Here is a 15,912-nt window from a genome sequence, read left to right on the forward strand (position 1 = left end):
GTTTCAGGTGTCGCCGACCGCGGCGCGCCAATGGCGACGGCACAGCGAGACGTAGGTTTCATTGCCTCCAATCTGTACCTGCGCGCCGTCGCGCATCGCGTTCCCATCCGCATCCATCCTGATCACCATTGTCGCCTTCTTCCCGCAATGGCAAATGGTGCGGATTTCGCGCAATTCATCCGCCAGAGCCAAGAGCGTTGCAGATCCAGGGAACAATTGACCACGGAAATCAACGCGCAATCCGAAGCACATGACGGGGACAGCCAGATCATCGACAGCGCGCGCCAGTTGCCAGACCTGTTGTTCTGTCAGGAATTGGGCTTCATCAATGAAAACACATGCAATCGGCTGCTTTTTCTGATGGTTGGCAATACGCTCAAACAGATCATCAGTTGGACAAAAGGTGTCCGCTTGCTCGCCGATCCCGATGCGTGAGGCAATCCGTCCGTCACCTGCGCGGTTGTCAAATTGAGCGGTCAGAAGATAAGGGGTCATCCCACGTTCACGATAGTTGTGCGCAGCTTGCAAAAGCACGGTTGATTTGCCCGCGTTCATCGTCGAATAATGGAAATAGAGCTTGGCCATACATGCTTGATAAGATGCGCTCAATGGTGCTGCAAGCATCCAAAGCCACTAAACAAGAGCTAGTGCGCGGCTGTCGGCAATTTTGCCAACCCACCGTTCCCAAGTCGGCAGAGCGCAACATAGCTCAAACCCGAATACCGGTGCAGGGAACACCAGCTACTTATTAAATCCCGAACATTGGGAGCACTTTTATAAATGACATTTCCCTGACATCCGATTAATGGAAAAGTCTCAACGGTTTTCCCCCTTGTGAAGAATGGTTAAAATTTGAGTTGGATGAGGACGATATGACAGCGATTGGCAGATATCTGAAAAAACATACTGAGTCGCTGGTAAAGGATGTCGGCATAGAACAGGCCTGTGAAATCACAGGAAAATCCAAGGCTACTTTGGGCCGATACTACTCTGATCATGATGAGCATTCTGATCGCTATATGCCGATCGAAACGGTTGCTCTGCTCGAGCAGGCTGCAAAATACCCGCATGTCACCGGTGCACTGGCCGAACTTTCCGGGTCTTCGTTGCAATATGATGAGCGGCGGCCCAATGATGAACGTCCTGGCGGAGTGAACGCGGATGTCATTGCCCTCAGCCAGCGTTTCGCAATGCTCATGGGAGAGTATCAGCAATCAATGGAGGACGGCAAAATCACCGTCAATGAAGCCAAGCGCTTGCTGCGCGAAACCGGGCTTTTGCAACAGGTTCTGATAGATATGAAGCTTCACCTGGAAAACGACCACGGCAAGGCTTGAAGCGGTTTACTTGCGCCTGCTTTACGCGTGCCACTCAACCAGAACAGACCCCACAGAGTAACCCGCGCCAAAAGAGCAGATCAGCCCTTTGTCCTTATTTGCGAGGCCACCGGAGTGTTTGGCAAATGCGATGATGGACCCTGCCGATGATGTATTGGCATAATCCTGTAAGATATTTGGCTGCTCGTCTGGCGTAGGTGTGCGCCCCAATACCTTGCGCCCGATGAAGTCATTCATGGTCTTGTTTGCCTGATGCAACCAAAGACGTTTTAGGTCGTCGGCATTCAGGCCCGCATCCTTCATGTGTGAGGCAATGTGTTCAGAAACCATTGGCAACACTTCTTTGAAAACCTTGCGCCCGTTTTGCATAAACTGCATGTCGCGCCTGTCTGCCATCCCGGCGGGGCGGGAGCGGCGCAAGTATCCGTTATTGTTGCGTATATTGTTGGAAAACTGGGTCGCACATCGGGTAGACTTGATCTCAAAATAAGCGTTTTCAGCGTCTTCGCTGCGTTCGATCAGGGTTGCAGTTGCCACATCGCCAAAAATAAAGTGGCAATCCCTGTCGCGCCATTCCAGATGAGCAGAGCAGATTTCCGGGTTGATCACCAGAGCGTTTTTGACGCTGCCTGATCGCACCATATCTGCCGCGGCCTGAATGCCGAACGTCGCAGACGAGCAGGCGACATTCATGTCGAATGCAAATCCTCCGGCCCCGAGCAATTGTTGAATTTCTATGGCGACCGCCGGATAGGCGCGTTCCATATTGGAGGCTGCACAGATGACCAGCCCGACGTCCTGCGCGGACGTGCCCGCCATATCGAGTGCTTTTTGGGCTGCATCCAATCCCATCTCCGCCATGAGGGATGGCTCGTCATCGCGGCGTTGCCGCAAAAGAGGGTGCATAACGGTCGGATCCAGAATGCCGGATTTATCCATGACGTATCGCTGGTTGATGCCAGAAGCTTTAAAGATGAAATCCTCGGAAGAATACTCCTTGGCCGTCACCGCACCCGTTGTGATTTCATCCGCGTTTTGTGCGTTGAATAAGTCGACATACGCATTGAAAGCCATCACAAGCTCAGCGTTACTGATTACATTTTGCGGTGTGAAAACCCCGGTTCCGGTTATGGCGGGTGTATACATCTGGAAGCCTCCCTGAGAGGGGACAGTTTTGGACGCAAAGTGACCATGCGGTCAAGCCGGACCGAATGGTGTAACGCATGGCCGGGACGGTTTTCACCAAAGGAGCGTTGATGCGCCGACCCTTAACGCCTCGGTACGGAGAACAGAATGTAGCCTTCGCGGCGCGCAAGCTCGGTCGCATTGGCATCCTTTGCAAAAATGTCTGTGCTTTCGGTGCCGCCGGGGCAGGCGACCAGATCGGACGCGTCATCAAGGAATTGATTGGTATAGGCGTCCTCGCCCAACCGTCGGCAGACATCGCCATCAAAACGGTAACCGGTGCCGAAAAACGGGAGCGTAGTTTCTGTGCTTTCTGGCATTGGCGCGCAGGCGATCAAGAACGCGCATATCGGCAGTGACATGAACATAGGGTTGTATGACTTTGGGGTCTTGAACAGATTACCCGATTTCGTCGTATTTGTGGCATCCATTGTTCAATGCAATCGGGCGCGTACAAGATAGGCCATGACTTCTGTCTCACCCAGGGCGCGGAGCGCTTCAAACCGGTGTAAACCTTCGACAAGTATGAACCCTTTGCCATCTGTTCGCACCTGAATTGGCGTGGTTTGTCCGTTCTCGATGATGTCTTCGGCAAGGGTTTGTACCTTGGCAGGATCCAAGGTGCGCGCCCGTTTGGCGGGAACCCTGATATCGCATATTAAAACGGATTGTTTGTCCAGCATCCCGGGACTGTGCAGGGTTTGCAGAAGTATGGCTAGAGAAAATTTGCAACCACCGATCCCGATTTTGCAATTGAAAACCTGTTTTGTCATTTTTGATCGTTACTGGTGCTTTGCTTTGACAAATTCCCACCGTGACACGCTTTGCTGAATGCTCCGGCTTGAAAGCTCCAGTTCAAAAATGATGACAGAGCTTATTCGGCTTATTTTCAGAACATCGTGCCCGTCTTTTGCATGCCCGACGAACCATACATTTGTTCGGATGCGGCGGTGTATGTCCGCTATTCTAACAATAGAAACAGCACAGATGATCCCGAAAATACAATCAGATGTGGCGCAGAAGGTATCGACCAGCAGGCCAGTGATACGGTTACCGCACCAGTCTGAACGCAGTTCCATTTTTGCGCCTGCTGGCTTTCGAGGTGCATAAGCGACCAACAGCAGCGGAGTACTTTGCTGCAAGAATACCCTCGCGTAATGCGAGACCCATCGCTGGCTAATCCAGCAGCTGCCTCCCGTAGATTTCTTTACTCGGCTTGAAATTTCTAAAACTGATATTGGGGACGCGTTTGAAGAAAATCACAATAGGAATCACATCGCGGATCTGGTTGAAAAACCTCCTGAGTACTTTCTGCTCATGCAGGGTACCAGCAACCCGCTCTGATCGATGTATTTAAATGATCCGGGTGTTTTGGTTGTGCAGGATTTGATATGCGAAAAGCGTTGATTTGCCAAAAAGAATGAAGCCGCCGTCATGGAAAGCCCATCACAGTTCTTCGAAATTACCAAGATTTCCAAGAACACTTATTAAGATTGACGCAATCCACAAGATTTCCTCATCAGTGACACCCGGCTCTAAAGATCCGTTTCCAAGTCGGTGACGCTGCGAACATTCAGCATTGGACAACTTGTTTCTTCAAGTCTTTGGCGAAACCGACAGGATGCCTTACCCCTGCAAGGCCTTCACACCAACATCCCCATCCGCTTGCGCCCGGATCGCAAGAGCAGCCGCATAACTACCAGCGGCAGTCGTGAAGTAGGGTATTTTGTCATATAGTGCGATAGAGCGGATGGACTTGCTGTCCTCAACCGCCTGTGCGCCTTCAGTGGTGTTCATGACCAGATGAACCGCTTCGTCCTTCATCATGTCGGTCACGTCGGGTCGCCCTTCATAGACCTTGTTGACCACACCGCAGTCAAGACCATGCTGGACAAGCCAGGACGCCGTGCCGCGGGTCGCTACCAGCGTGAAACCCTGATCCAGCAATATCCGCGCGGCCGACAATAGGTCGTCGGTTTTATCGGCATCCTTGATCGACAAGAACGCGCAGCCCTCGGAGGGAAGTATCGTCCCAGCGCCCATTTGCGCCTTCAGAAAGGCGCGTGGGAAGTCGCGATCCCATCCCATTACCTCTCCCGTGGAGCGCATTTCAGGCCCCAGAAGTGTGTCCACACCGGGGAACCGCGCAAAGGGCAGCACCGCCTCTTTGACAGAGAACCATGGCATGTTGGGGTCGGCAAGCGTCATTGGGTCGCCTAAAGGCAGGACATCTGCATAGGCCGCATTGGAATCGTAGGGCGCACGTTTCGGGAAGTTGCTGAGAGGTTCGCCCGCCATGATCCGGGCCGCAATAGATGCAATGGCTGAATCCGTGGCCTTGGCCACAAAGGGAACGGTGCGCGAGGCGCGCGGATTGACCTCGATAAGATAGATATCGCCATCCTTGATCGCGAACTGGATGTTCATCAAACCGACCACATTCAGGGCCAGAGCCAAGGCGCGCGTTTGTGTCTCAACCGCATCGATAATGTCACGGGTCAGCGAGTAGGGGGGCAGGGAACAAGCGCTGTCGCCAGAATGCACACCAGCCTCTTCAATGTGCTGCATGATGCCTGCAACATGCACATCCTTGCCGTCGCACAATGCATCCACATCCAGTTCCACAGCCCCGGAAAGGTAGCTGTCCAGCAATACCGGGCTGTCTCCTGAAACCACAACGGCGGTGGTGATGTAGCGCTCCAATGAGGCTTGATCGCGTACGATCTCCATCGCGCGCCCGCCCAGAACATATGAGGGGCGAATGACCAGTGGAAATCCGATGTCTTTCGCAATTTCAAGGGCTTCGACGTCGGAATGGGCAATGCCGTTGTGCGGTTGTTTCAGGCCAAGGGATTGCACCAGTTGCTGAAACCGTTCGCGATCTTCGGCAAGGTCAATTGCGTCGGGGGTGGTGCCCAGGATCGGCACACCTTCCGCGTGCAGGGCGGCGGCGATTTTGAGCGGGGTCTGACCCCCGAACTGAACAATCACGCCATGCAACGTGCCATTTTCCTGCTCGATACGCAGGATTTCCATCACGTGTTCGAAGGTCAGCGGTTCGAAGTACAAGCGGTCCGAGGTGTCGTAATCTGTCGACACGGTTTCCGGATTGCAATTGACCATGATGGTTTCATAGCCCGCGTCCGTCAGCGCATAGCAGGCGTGACAGCAGCAATAATCGAATTCGATCCCTTGCCCAATTCTGTTTGGTCCCCCGCCCAGAATGACGACTTTTTTGCGATCAGAAGGACGCGCTTCACATTCCACTTCGCCAAAAACCGGGGTTTCATAGGTGGAATACATATAAGGTGTTTGTGCTTCGAATTCGGCGGCACAGGTATCGATGCGTTTGAAAACGGCGGTGACGCCAAGGTTTCGGCGTGCTTTACGCACATCATTCTCATCCCGTCCTGTCAAAACGCCCAAACGGGCGTCGGTAAAGCCCATCATTTTGAGATGGCGGATCGCCTGTTCCGTTTCTGGCAAACCCTCGGACCGCAACGCGCGTTCCGCTTCAATGATTTCGCGGATGCGGGCAAGGAACCATGGATCAAACAGCGTAACGCCGTGGATTTCGTCATCGCTCATCCCGTGGCGCATCGCCTGAGCAATGGTGCGCATGCGGTCAGGCGTTTGCTGGCTGATCGCTTTGATGATGGCGGCGCGGTCTGCGCCTTCTGTTCCCCAGTGGGGCACGCCAACGCCGGGGATGTCGAGCTCATCAAATCCGGTCAGGCCGGATTCCATGGAGGCCAAAGCTTTTTGGAGGCTTTCATGGATGGTACGCCCGATGGCCATCGCTTCGCCCACCGACTTCATTGCCGTCGTCAGGTTTGGTTCAGAACCCGGGAATTTTTCAAATGCGAATTTGGGGATTTTCGTGACCACATAATCAATTGTCGGCTCGAAAGATGCGGGCGTCACCTTCGTGATGTCATTGTCCAACTCATCCAATGTAAAGCCGACGGCCAATTTGGCGGCAATCTTTGCGATCGGGAAACCTGTCGCCTTGGAGGCCAATGCAGAGGAACGGGATACCCGCGGGTTCATCTCAATCACGACCATGCGACCATCAATCGGGTTGATCGCCCATTGTACGTTTGACCCGCCCGTTTCCACACCAATTTCGCGCAGTACGGCGATGGAATGGTTGCGCATGATCTGATATTCTTTGTCGGTCAGCGTCAGGGCAGGGGCCACTGTGATTGAATCCCCGGTATGCACGCCCATCGGATCCACATTCTCAATGGAACAGACGATAATGGCGTTGTCGGCGGTATCGCGCACGACCTCCATTTCGAACTCTTTCCACCCCAGCAGGCTTTCATCCACCAGGATTTGCCCGACCGGCGACGCATCCATGCCCGACCGGCAGATTGCCTCATAATCATCACGGTTGTAAGCGACGCCGCCACCCGTGCCACCCATGGTAAAAGCGGGACGGATGATTGCCGGCAGGCCAACCTCCTCAAGTGCTTCCAGAGCGATGGCGACCCCGGCAGCGAGGTCTTTCTTACCGTTCACTCTTGGCGCTGTAACAATCGTTGCTTTGGGATTTTCAATTCCCAAGCGATCCATCGCTTCGCGGAAAAGTTTACGATCTTCGGCCATTTCAATGGCCTCACGTTTTGCACCGATCATTTCGACGTTGAATTTGTCGAGAACGCCCATCTCTTCGAGGGCCAGCGACGTGTTCAGCCCGGTTTGACCACCCATAGTGGGCAACAACGCATCCGGACGTTCTTTTTCGATGATCTTGGCGACCATGTCTGGCGTGATGGGTTCGATGTAAGTTGCATCGGCGAGCCCGGGATCCGTCATGATCGTGGCTGGGTTGGAGTTTACCAGAATGACCCGGTACCCTTCTTCCTTGAGGGCTTTGCAGGCCTGTGCGCCGGAATAGTCAAATTCGCAGGCTTGGCCGATGACAATAGGACCCGCACCAATGATCATAATCGATTTGATATCGGTTCTTTTTGGCATGGTCCGGCCCCTTGTTTTCCAGACACCCTCGTGTGTCCAAATTGTCCTGCGTTATAGGCAAGCGCGGGCCGCGTGCAAGGGGCGATTGGTTGTTGCGCGATGATATCCGTCGAGAAGGCTCGCGCGCGTGAAAAGGTGGCCCGTCAAAGCCACCGGCTACAAGGGCATACGATCATCGATTTCTAGTGCTTTCTGCGGCGATGTATGACGCCGAAGCCAGCAAGGGCGGTGCCGAACAAGAGCAACGACGTGGGAACCGGAACTGCGGCAACGCCAATAGTTCCCAAACCGGGCGACGCATCCGGACTGCCAGCCTGATTTCCATCATCCGCGAAAAATATACTTTGCAGCGGTGCGGCTTCGCGCATGCCTGTCTGACCACTTCCCGAACCACCCGAACCATTAGACGGTGTTGAGGACACGAGCCTTAATGGGCCCGGCGCAGTCGGATCATTTACGTTTGACTGCAAAAACGTGGTCGCACCGTAAAAGTTGAACACATCCCGCAGTATGTCCTCACCTTTGGGTGTGTTGATCAATGCCAGACCTTCGTCAATCAATTCATCTTGGCTCGGTGCTGCGGGGGGCATATCTGGTATGCTTTCCAGCATATCTGCTATGGCCGGAGGCTCCGCCGGATCCGAGTTTGGTGCAATCTCTGGAGCCGCGTCAAAAGAAGACGCCTCAAGCGAGACTTCTGGTGCATCAATCTGAACGTCAATTCTGCCCGCATTTGCCATGCGATCCGAGACAGTGATGTCGCTGAATCCAAGCGATGACGCTGCCACCGCAACGGTCAGACCCAAAGCAGTAGATAGCACCCAAATGAACAATGCACGCATAACAAACACCACTCTCTTTGATTGGGAAACTCGTAACTCACACCGTACACATCGGGATAATGCGCTGAAAAAGCAAGAAATCACACAAGTCTTGGTAAATTCTACCGGCTGGTGTCGGCTTGAAGAAACAAAGCCCTACAACTCCGGTATCTGTAACGATTTTGGAAACAATGGGGCAAGTGTTATGCCAGTTTCAAATAGGTTCTCACTGCAGCTTCGAATTCCCTTGGCTTTTCAGCATGCAGCCAATGCCCCGCATTTGGCAGCTTTGCAAAATGCGCTTGCGGAAACAGCGATTTGATCACCGGTCGATGATCTGAAGTGACATAGTCGGAGTTGGCACCCGACAGGAACAGGGCCGGTCTGTCAAAGGTGCCCGACAGTTTGGGGAACGACAGAATGCTCTCCATCTCAGAGGCAAGGACATCCAGATTAAGGCGCCAACGTTTACCGGGCACATCCAGGGATTGCGTGAAAAAGCTCTGCAACGCAGGCTCGACACCCATTTCGCCAAGCTGTGCCTCGGCCTCCGACCTGCGTGACAGCTTTGTCAAATCCACGGCGCGCATGGCGGAGATAAATTGCATCTGGCTATGGGTATAAGCCACGGGCGCAATGTCGCCCACAACGAGGCGCTGCACCAAATCGGGGTTCTGCACTGCCAAAACCATAGCGGCCTTGCCCCCCATCGAGTGGCCCACCACATGGGCCGGGCCGCCCAGATGTGAGATCAACTGCGCGAGATCTTCTGCCATGTCCGCGTAGGTATGGGTCTTCGTCCACGCGCTTTGACCATGGTTGCGTTGATCTACGGTAATCACCCGCGCTCTATCAGAGAGCCGTTTTGCAATCACACCCCAATTGCGTCCGGAACCAAAGAGGCCGTGCACGATCAGGACGAGGGGCGCATCGGGCGCGCCGAATTCGGAATAACTGAGCATGGGCAGGAGCTAGCGGATTTGTATGATCCGCACCAGCGCTATTGCATGTGATGCGCATGGATGATTAGGATTTTGCGATGCAGGACCCGCTTGATATCGAAACCAAGGCACTCAGCCTCCAGTCCGCTTTGGAAAAACACCTTGGGGTGAAAGGACGTACGTTGCAGCAAAGTCTGCGTCGTGCAGGGCGTCGTTTGCCCAAGCGGTTACGTGGCCAAGCGGCCTTGGTTGCGCAGGCGCAGGATTTGCAGGGCAACATTAAGCTCACTCGGCAATTTGATGTATCGGCAATCGAACATGCGTATACCGAAGTGTCAGAATATCTGGCAAAAATAGATCGCTCCGATGCGAGACGGGCGCGAGTGATCTCGGTTCTGGCCGTGCTGGCGTTTAATTTTATACTGATGTTTGCCGCAATCGTGATATATCTGCGCATGCGCGGTACGATCTGAATCTGCTTGTTGACGGACTGACCCGCGCACTATTGCCCGGCGCTTCCGGATAAAGTGACGGACCCGCAGCAATGCCATACCAGTTTTGCTTACGCCTTCTTGGTCTTGTTCTCGGTGTCAGACCTTTTCGACGCGGCGCAATTTTTTGAATGGCGTGCGTCATCCCTACTTTTCTTAGTTCGTAACCGTAGTGTCCTCAATGAATAAGCTATTGCGGTCTTTTGGCTGTATCTGCAGTTAAGGCACTTGGATCCTTGGCGCGATTTGACCGAGGGGCGTTTTGTCGTGAATGATCTTCACTTGCCCCTGTTAACAGCGGGCGTTTGACGACCATTTTGCACCAACACACCTCATGCGCCTGCCAAAACCGGCAACTTCGATTTATCGAGTGCGGCAAAGTGAATGCGTGGAGGTTGCCCAAAGCAGATGCACGCGGAGTCTTTGGGCCATGATGCTAACGTTGCGCTATGCTCGATCCTTTTTGTGCCGAAGCGAATGATACGCCAGATCGTGGTCCAGCTAGCCCGAAATCAAGCAGCAGAGTGGATACTGGGACGCTGGCAGGCCCGATCATCGCGAAGGCTTTATCTGCCCAGAGGCCAGATTGTCGCGCGCGCACAACTGAATAGTTAAACGACACACTTTCGTTAAGTCCCAAGATGGCTCTTCTTGCATGGAAACTATTCGACCTATGACAAATCATCGGGGAAATAGGCGTCATCGTCGGAATCCCCAGCGGCGAAGATCTCCAAACACTGATGATAAATTGCGAGATTTCAAAGGCTAAGTGGCTTCCCAATGTACAATGCGTTTGCTCGCAAAGACAAAAAATGCATCAAGTGCGGCGCCTAAAAGGCCAAGTTGGATCAACCCTACAAACATGCGATCCACTTGAAAATACTGGCGTGCCTCTTCCAAACGATAACCGATCCCAGCGGATGAACCGGTAAGTTCAGCCGCGACCAAACTTAGAAACGCCAGCGCTGCCCCGAAACGAAGACCCGCGAAAATATGCGGCGCCGCCGCCGGTACGACGACCTCAAAAAACTCACGCCACCAAGGGGCGCCCAGTGATCGAGAGGCGCGAATGTAGGTCTCGGGCACGTGTTCCATCCCATGATGGGTGGCCAGCCAGACCGCAAGAAACACCGTGTAGGCAATCACGAAATACTTGGATTCCTCACCAATGCCGAACCAAACAATCGCGATTGGTACCAACGCGATGGCCGGAATAGGTCGCAAAATGTTGAAAAAAGGATAAACCGCCAAGCGCACGGGAGTAACACGGGCCGTGAGAATACCAGCCAATATACCCAAAGACGCGCCCATTGAAAATCCGACGGCCGCGCGCGAAACGGAAGTTTTCAGGTCCTTGATCATCACGCCGTCGTTAAACAGTTTGACGGCCGCTTTTGCGACGTCCCAAGGTCCGGGAAACAGGTTGCGATTGGTGAAGCCGAGGCTATGCGCAAGTTGCCAAACCATGATCACAAAAAGAATCGACAGCAGCGGTTTGAAATAATCGAGTATTTTTTCCGGCATTTTTGGCTCCTATGTCTAATTGTTTAGCGTAACCAAATTTGAGTCGAGATATTCTTTGTCTGTCAACAAAGCGCCGTTTGTCGAAAAATAGTGTGTTTCTGCCTCATTATTATGCGTTCTACCCTCTCAAGATACGGCCTTTGAGTGCAGGCTTTGCAATGCCGGGCGCAGATTTTTTCCGATGCATTTTTTGCAGCGATCCGCATCAAAAATAGCATGCAGGTGCATAGCATGTGTCGGTCTAGGCTCAGTGCGGACCGGCGAAAGTAAGTTGCCCCATGGCATCTATTGTACCAAAAAAAGACCACGACAACCTTCCCACAGATGTGGGCGCAAAAGGTGTCGTCAGAATAGCCGGACTTTCAGTAATCTTTGGCCAAGGGGCATCGATAACCACCGCCCTGTCGCCGACGGATCTGGATCTCGAAGCTGGAACATTCACCGCTTTGATCGGGCCGTCGGGCTGTGGGAAATCGACGCTGTTGAATGTGGTGGCGGGATTCATCAACCCCACCGAAGGTGCTGTACATGTAGATGGGCGGCGTGTCTTGGGACCGCATCCCAGTGTTGGCGTCATTTTTCAGAACTTCGCGCTTTTTCCCTGGTTCTCGGCGCTTGGGAATGTCGAATTTGCATTGAAACGTTTTGATCTCACAAAGGCTGATCGCAAAGATCGTGCGCTGGCCGCGCTGAGCGAAGTTGGCCTGTCCGAACACGCTGCCAAATTCCCCGGACAGCTATCAGGGGGCATGAAGCAACGGGTTGCTATTGCGCGCACGCTGGCGGCAGACCCTGATGTCTTGCTGATGGATGAACCTTTTGGCGCACTTGATGCCCAGACCAGGCTGCGTATGCACGAACTGCTCACGGGAATTTGGATGCGCCGCCGCAAGACCGTGTTGTTCGTCACGCATGACGTTGATGAAGCGTTGCGTTTGGCGGATGTCATCCAGGTCATGGCAAACGACCCAGGTCGGATAATCAAAACAGTCCCTGTTGCTCTTGAGCGTCCACGTCCAGTTGATCGCATGAGCGAGGGGTTCTTGAAACAGCGTAGCGAACTTTTGGGTTTGTTACGCCACGAAGATTAAACCAAACAGGAGAGAAAACATGTTCATCAAGACCATCTTTGGCGCGGCTTCGGCATTTCTCGCGGTAGCGAGCACAAGCTTTGCTGGTGACATCACCATCGGCACAGCGCCCAATTTGCAGACCCTGCCTATCGTCGTTGCACAGTCCGAGGGGTATTTCACAGAGGAAGGTATCAACCTTGAGACGGTCAAATTCACCTCTGGTCGCAGGGCTTTGGAAGCCCTGATTGGTGGGCAACTGGATGTGGCCTTTATGGCGGAATATCCGGTCTCCATTGCCGCCTTGCGTGACCAGCCCTTTGGCACGTTCACGACGCTGTCGCGGTATACGGCGAACCGTATGATTTCGAAAGGATCCATCGGGTTCGAAGATCCCTCCAGCCTCATGGGCAAAAAGATCGGAACAACCAAAGGATCCAACACCGAGTTCTTCACCGAGGCGTTGCTGGAGAAGTTCGGCGTGGACGCTGAAGTGATTAACGTCTCGCCCCCCGATATTGTCCCGGCTTTGGCCCGCGGTGACATCGATGCAGGCATCATGTTTCCGGATTTCTATCCAGCTGCAGAAAAGGCCCTGGGTGATGATTACCGAGAATTCCGGAGTGACGCCTATGTCGCCTGGTTCGTATTATCTGCCACGCCGGAAATGTTGAACGACCGTCCTGAGGAGCTGGCCGGTTTTGTGCGCGCATTGATCAAGGCGGAAGACTTCATCAAGGCAAACCCGGACGGGGCCATGGCAGCGCTTGAGACGGCCTCGGAAGGGTTGCTGTCGATGGGGACGATCAAAACAAAATTCGCGGAAGCCGAATATGAGATTGGTTTGGCCAATGGCCTTTTGGATATTCTTGAGGTGCAGGCCAACTGGGTGGTCGAAAAAGGTATGGTTGAAGCCGAACCGACCAGAGAGTCGATCAAGGAATATCTTGCCACAGGTCCGCTTGAGATGGTCGACGCTTCGCGAATTTCGCTGGATTAACGATAGGAGGCGGGCGGCTTAATTCAGTGCCGCCCGACGTCGATATGGAATTTGAAAAACTGCTTGCCAATAAGGCGACTTTTGCCCCGGAAGTGTTGCTGACGCCGGGAGGCGTCAGGCATGACTGGGCGATCAGATTTGAAGGTGGTCGGATTACGGGCGTGGGTCCGGCATCTGATTTTCAAGATGCAGTGGCACTTCCGGGTCGCGCCATCATTCCAGGCATGGTTGATGCGCATACCCATGTGGGTCAGATATTCGGCAAAGCCTTAATCGGAGGAGAACCTGCACAAATCTGGCGGCGAATCTGGCACCCGATGGAACGCGACATGGACGAAGAGCAGTCTTATCTTTCTGCCAAATGGGCGTTTTGGGAAGCGATGCGGGGCGGATTCACCAAGGTTGTGAACTATGGTCTAAATGGGTTGGACAAGAACGCCGGCGTCCACCGCGCTGCGCAGGAAACAGGCGTTCGACTGGTGTCGGCCTGCGGGCTTGACGAGTTTTCAGGAGACATTGGTACAGGTCACGGCAACAACAGTTGGGCCGAAATTGAAGATGTCATTCTCTCCCATATCGAGGACTGCGCCCGTTTTGCGATGATTGAACCTTCTGTGTGTTGCAGCTCGTTCATGGGTAATACGCCTGAGACACTGACACAGCTATCAGAGCTATGCGCGTCACAGGGCATACTATTGCAGATCCATTCCAATGAACATTTTCCTGAAGTGCATGAATGCATCTTGCGCCACAAGCAGCGCCCCACTGAACTATTGCACAAGCATCAGGTCCTGGGGCCGCATGTGATTTTGCATCATACGACCTTGGTTTCGGAACCGGAAATCGAACTGATTGTCGAAACTGACACTGCGACTAGCTACAACCCGCTTGCCAGCGTTTGGAAGGGCAACGCCGTCGCACCCGCCTTGCGGTTTGCCCAAAGAGGCATCCGGTTCGGCATCGGCTCGGATACGACCTCCGCGGATGGGTTCAAGAACCTGATGGCCGCCGAGGCTTGTCAGCGAATTGCTACTGGGCTGCCTGTGGCCGACTTTTCTTGTGGCGCCGCGTGGACGTGGGTCGATGCGGCAACAACTCAAGGAGCGCGCGCGACAGGAGGCACGGGCGACCACGGGCCGCTGGCGGAGGGTATGGCCGCTGATTTTCTTGTTCTCGACATGATGCATCCTGAATGCTTGCCCAGCCACGACTTCGAGTGGGAACTCGTACGCTATTACAATCGCGATCAGGTTGATGCTGTTGTGGTGGGCGGACGACTCTGCATGGCCCATGGGAAACCTGTAGGCTGGGATGTCGAAGAGCTGCGCCAAGCTGGTCTTGCCGCAGCTCAAACAATCACCTCGGTGCCCGATATCCAAAGGTGCCACGGCCCCTCGACCCTTTACAGACCAAAGGACTGACCCATGCCACGCGCGCGCATCCACGTCATACCAACCAGAGGACCGGACGATGTGTCCGGTCTTCAGGCTCTTATCGCTGACGGGGAGTTACAACCCGACAAACTGATTGCGATCCTCGGCAAGACCGAAGGCAATGGTTGCGTCAACGACTTCACCCGTGCCTTTGCGGTTTCGGCTTTCAAGCGTACACTTGGGGAGGCGGCAGAAGGTGTGAGCATGGTGATGTCGGGTGGCACCGAAGGCGCATTGTCGCCCCATATCGTCACGTTTGAAGTATTGGAAGTGACAACGACAGATCACGCAATGGCCATCGGAGCGAAGATATCGCCAGATATCGCACCACATCAGATTGGGACGTTTGCGCAAATTGAATGCGTGGCGGCCGCCGTCAGGGAGGCGATCGAGGCGGCCGATATCAGCACGCCTGAGGATGTGCATTTTGTCCAGGTCAAATGTCCCCTTTTGACGGCTGATCGTGTCGCAAGATCCGCTGAGCCGGTGGTCACTGCTGATACATTGAAATCGATGGGTCAGTCGCGCGGGGCCTCGGCGCTTGGAGTGGCTCTTGCTTTGGGTGAGATCGACGAGAAGACCGCACAAACAACACGGATCGGCCACGATACGACGGTCTGGTCCGGACGCGCCAGCACCTCTGCTGGTGTGGAATTAATGGGGCATGAAATCCTGGTTCTCGGTATGAGCAATAAGTGGTCTGGCCCGCTTGTTGTAGATCATGCGATCATGAACGACGCGATTGACAGCCTGTCGGTCTCAGAGGCGCTGGCGCGACTTGGTGTTGGCGTGGATGCGAGGCTTCGGGCAGTGTTTGCCAAAGCTGAAGCCTCCACATCAGGGCGCGTGCGCGGTCACCGCCACACCATGTTGGATGACAGTGACATCTCCTCCACGCGTCACGCGCGTGCTTTTGTAGGCGGCGTTTTGGCCGGGTTGACGGGGCGCACCGACCTGTTCATTTCGGGCGGAGCTGAACACCAGGGACCGGATGGGGGTGGCCCAGTCGCGGTGATTGCGGAGCGATTTTAGCTGCACACCCAAAGCAACCAAGGAGCCAAAAAAATGCAGTTATGTATTGAACTAGTTTGTTGCACCTTGCGCGAATGTCACTTTTCTCATCCACA

The 15,912-nt window shown here is 54.0% G+C and carries 15 protein-coding genes; 6 read left to right on the top strand and 9 right to left on the bottom strand.

The features are described 5' to 3' along the window. Positions 1 to 3 precede the first annotated feature (3 nt). Positions 4 to 585, bottom strand: coding sequence for a thymidine kinase (locus R8G34_19590; protein ID MDW3225058.1), 582 nt, complete (start codon positions 583 to 585; stop codon positions 4 to 6). A 287-nt stretch (positions 586 to 872) separates the two neighbouring features. Between R8G34_19590 and R8G34_19595 the strand changes: the two genes are divergently transcribed. Further along, entirely contained in the window at positions 873 to 1,337 is a 465-nt protein-coding gene (locus R8G34_19595; protein MDW3225059.1) for a hypothetical protein, read from the top strand. A 21-nt stretch (positions 1,338 to 1,358) separates the two neighbouring features. On the opposite strand, the gene R8G34_19600 is transcribed toward R8G34_19595, so the two are convergent. The 7 genes from R8G34_19600 to R8G34_19630 all read right to left on the bottom strand — a co-directional run bounded on the left by R8G34_19600 (position 1,359) and on the right by R8G34_19630 (position 9,288). Next, entirely contained in the window at positions 1,359 to 2,483 is a 1,125-nt protein-coding gene (locus R8G34_19600) for a beta-ketoacyl-ACP synthase III (protein MDW3225060.1), read from the bottom strand. Between the two features lie 122 nt (positions 2,484 to 2,605). After that, the gene (locus tag R8G34_19605; protein MDW3225061.1) at positions 2,606 to 2,842 is read right to left on the bottom strand and encodes a hypothetical protein; all 237 of its coding nucleotides are present in this window, start codon (positions 2,840 to 2,842) and stop codon (positions 2,606 to 2,608) included. 114 nt (positions 2,843 to 2,956) lie between these two features. Beyond that, positions 2,957 to 3,205: a ParB N-terminal domain-containing protein gene (locus tag R8G34_19610; GenBank protein MDW3225062.1), complete on the bottom strand. Its 249-nt coding sequence runs from the start codon at positions 3,203 to 3,205 to the stop codon at positions 2,957 to 2,959. Positions 3,206 to 3,304: 99 nt separating this feature from the next. Continuing rightward, positions 3,305 to 3,601 (bottom strand): hypothetical protein, encoded by a 297-nt coding sequence (locus R8G34_19615; GenBank protein ID MDW3225063.1) that lies wholly within the window; start codon positions 3,599 to 3,601, stop codon positions 3,305 to 3,307. 547 nt (positions 3,602 to 4,148) lie between these two features. After that, entirely contained in the window at positions 4,149 to 7,505 is a 3,357-nt protein-coding gene (gene carB, locus R8G34_19620; GenBank protein MDW3225064.1) for a carbamoyl-phosphate synthase large subunit, read from the bottom strand. A 182-nt stretch (positions 7,506 to 7,687) separates the two neighbouring features. Beyond that, entirely contained in the window at positions 7,688 to 8,347 is a 660-nt protein-coding gene (locus tag R8G34_19625; GenBank protein ID MDW3225065.1) for a PEP-CTERM sorting domain-containing protein, read from the bottom strand. A gap of 182 nt (positions 8,348 to 8,529) precedes the next feature. Beyond that, positions 8,530 to 9,288 carry an alpha/beta fold hydrolase gene (locus R8G34_19630; protein ID MDW3225066.1) on the bottom strand — a complete coding sequence of 253 codons (759 nt, stop codon included), beginning with the start codon at positions 9,286 to 9,288 and terminating at the stop codon, positions 8,530 to 8,532. A 77-nt stretch (positions 9,289 to 9,365) separates the two neighbouring features. Between R8G34_19630 and R8G34_19635 the strand changes: the two genes are divergently transcribed. Beyond that, the gene (locus tag R8G34_19635) at positions 9,366 to 9,740 is read left to right on the top strand and encodes a hypothetical protein (protein ID MDW3225067.1); all 375 of its coding nucleotides are present in this window, start codon (positions 9,366 to 9,368) and stop codon (positions 9,738 to 9,740) included. 783 nt (positions 9,741 to 10,523) lie between these two features. Here the strand turns inward: R8G34_19635 and R8G34_19640 are convergent. Continuing rightward, on the bottom strand, positions 10,524 to 11,282 hold the full coding sequence (locus R8G34_19640) for an ABC transporter permease (GenBank protein MDW3225068.1): 759 nt from the start codon (positions 11,280 to 11,282) through the stop codon (positions 10,524 to 10,526). Positions 11,283 to 11,560: 278 nt separating this feature from the next. On the opposite strand from R8G34_19640, the gene R8G34_19645 reads away from it, so the two are divergent. From R8G34_19645 to R8G34_19660, 4 genes are read left to right on the top strand one after another with little or no spacing between them, the layout of a single operon-like run. Continuing rightward, the gene (locus R8G34_19645) at positions 11,561 to 12,373 is read left to right on the top strand and encodes an ABC transporter ATP-binding protein (protein ID MDW3225069.1); all 813 of its coding nucleotides are present in this window, start codon (positions 11,561 to 11,563) and stop codon (positions 12,371 to 12,373) included. Positions 12,374 to 12,392: 19 nt separating this feature from the next. After that, a complete protein-coding gene (locus R8G34_19650; GenBank protein ID MDW3225070.1) occupies positions 12,393 to 13,352 on the top strand; it encodes an ABC transporter substrate-binding protein in 960 nt (319 codons plus the stop codon). A 26-nt stretch (positions 13,353 to 13,378) separates the two neighbouring features. Next, positions 13,379 to 14,773 (top strand): amidohydrolase family protein, encoded by a 1,395-nt coding sequence (locus R8G34_19655; GenBank protein MDW3225071.1) that lies wholly within the window; start codon positions 13,379 to 13,381, stop codon positions 14,771 to 14,773. Between the two features lie 3 nt (positions 14,774 to 14,776). Next, the gene (locus tag R8G34_19660; protein MDW3225072.1) at positions 14,777 to 15,817 is read left to right on the top strand and encodes a ring-opening amidohydrolase; all 1,041 of its coding nucleotides are present in this window, start codon (positions 14,777 to 14,779) and stop codon (positions 15,815 to 15,817) included. Positions 15,818 to 15,912 lie beyond the last annotated feature (95 nt).

The organism is Paracoccaceae bacterium (assembly GCA_033344815.1).
GTDB lineage: Bacteria > Pseudomonadota > Alphaproteobacteria > Rhodobacterales > Rhodobacteraceae > Roseobacter.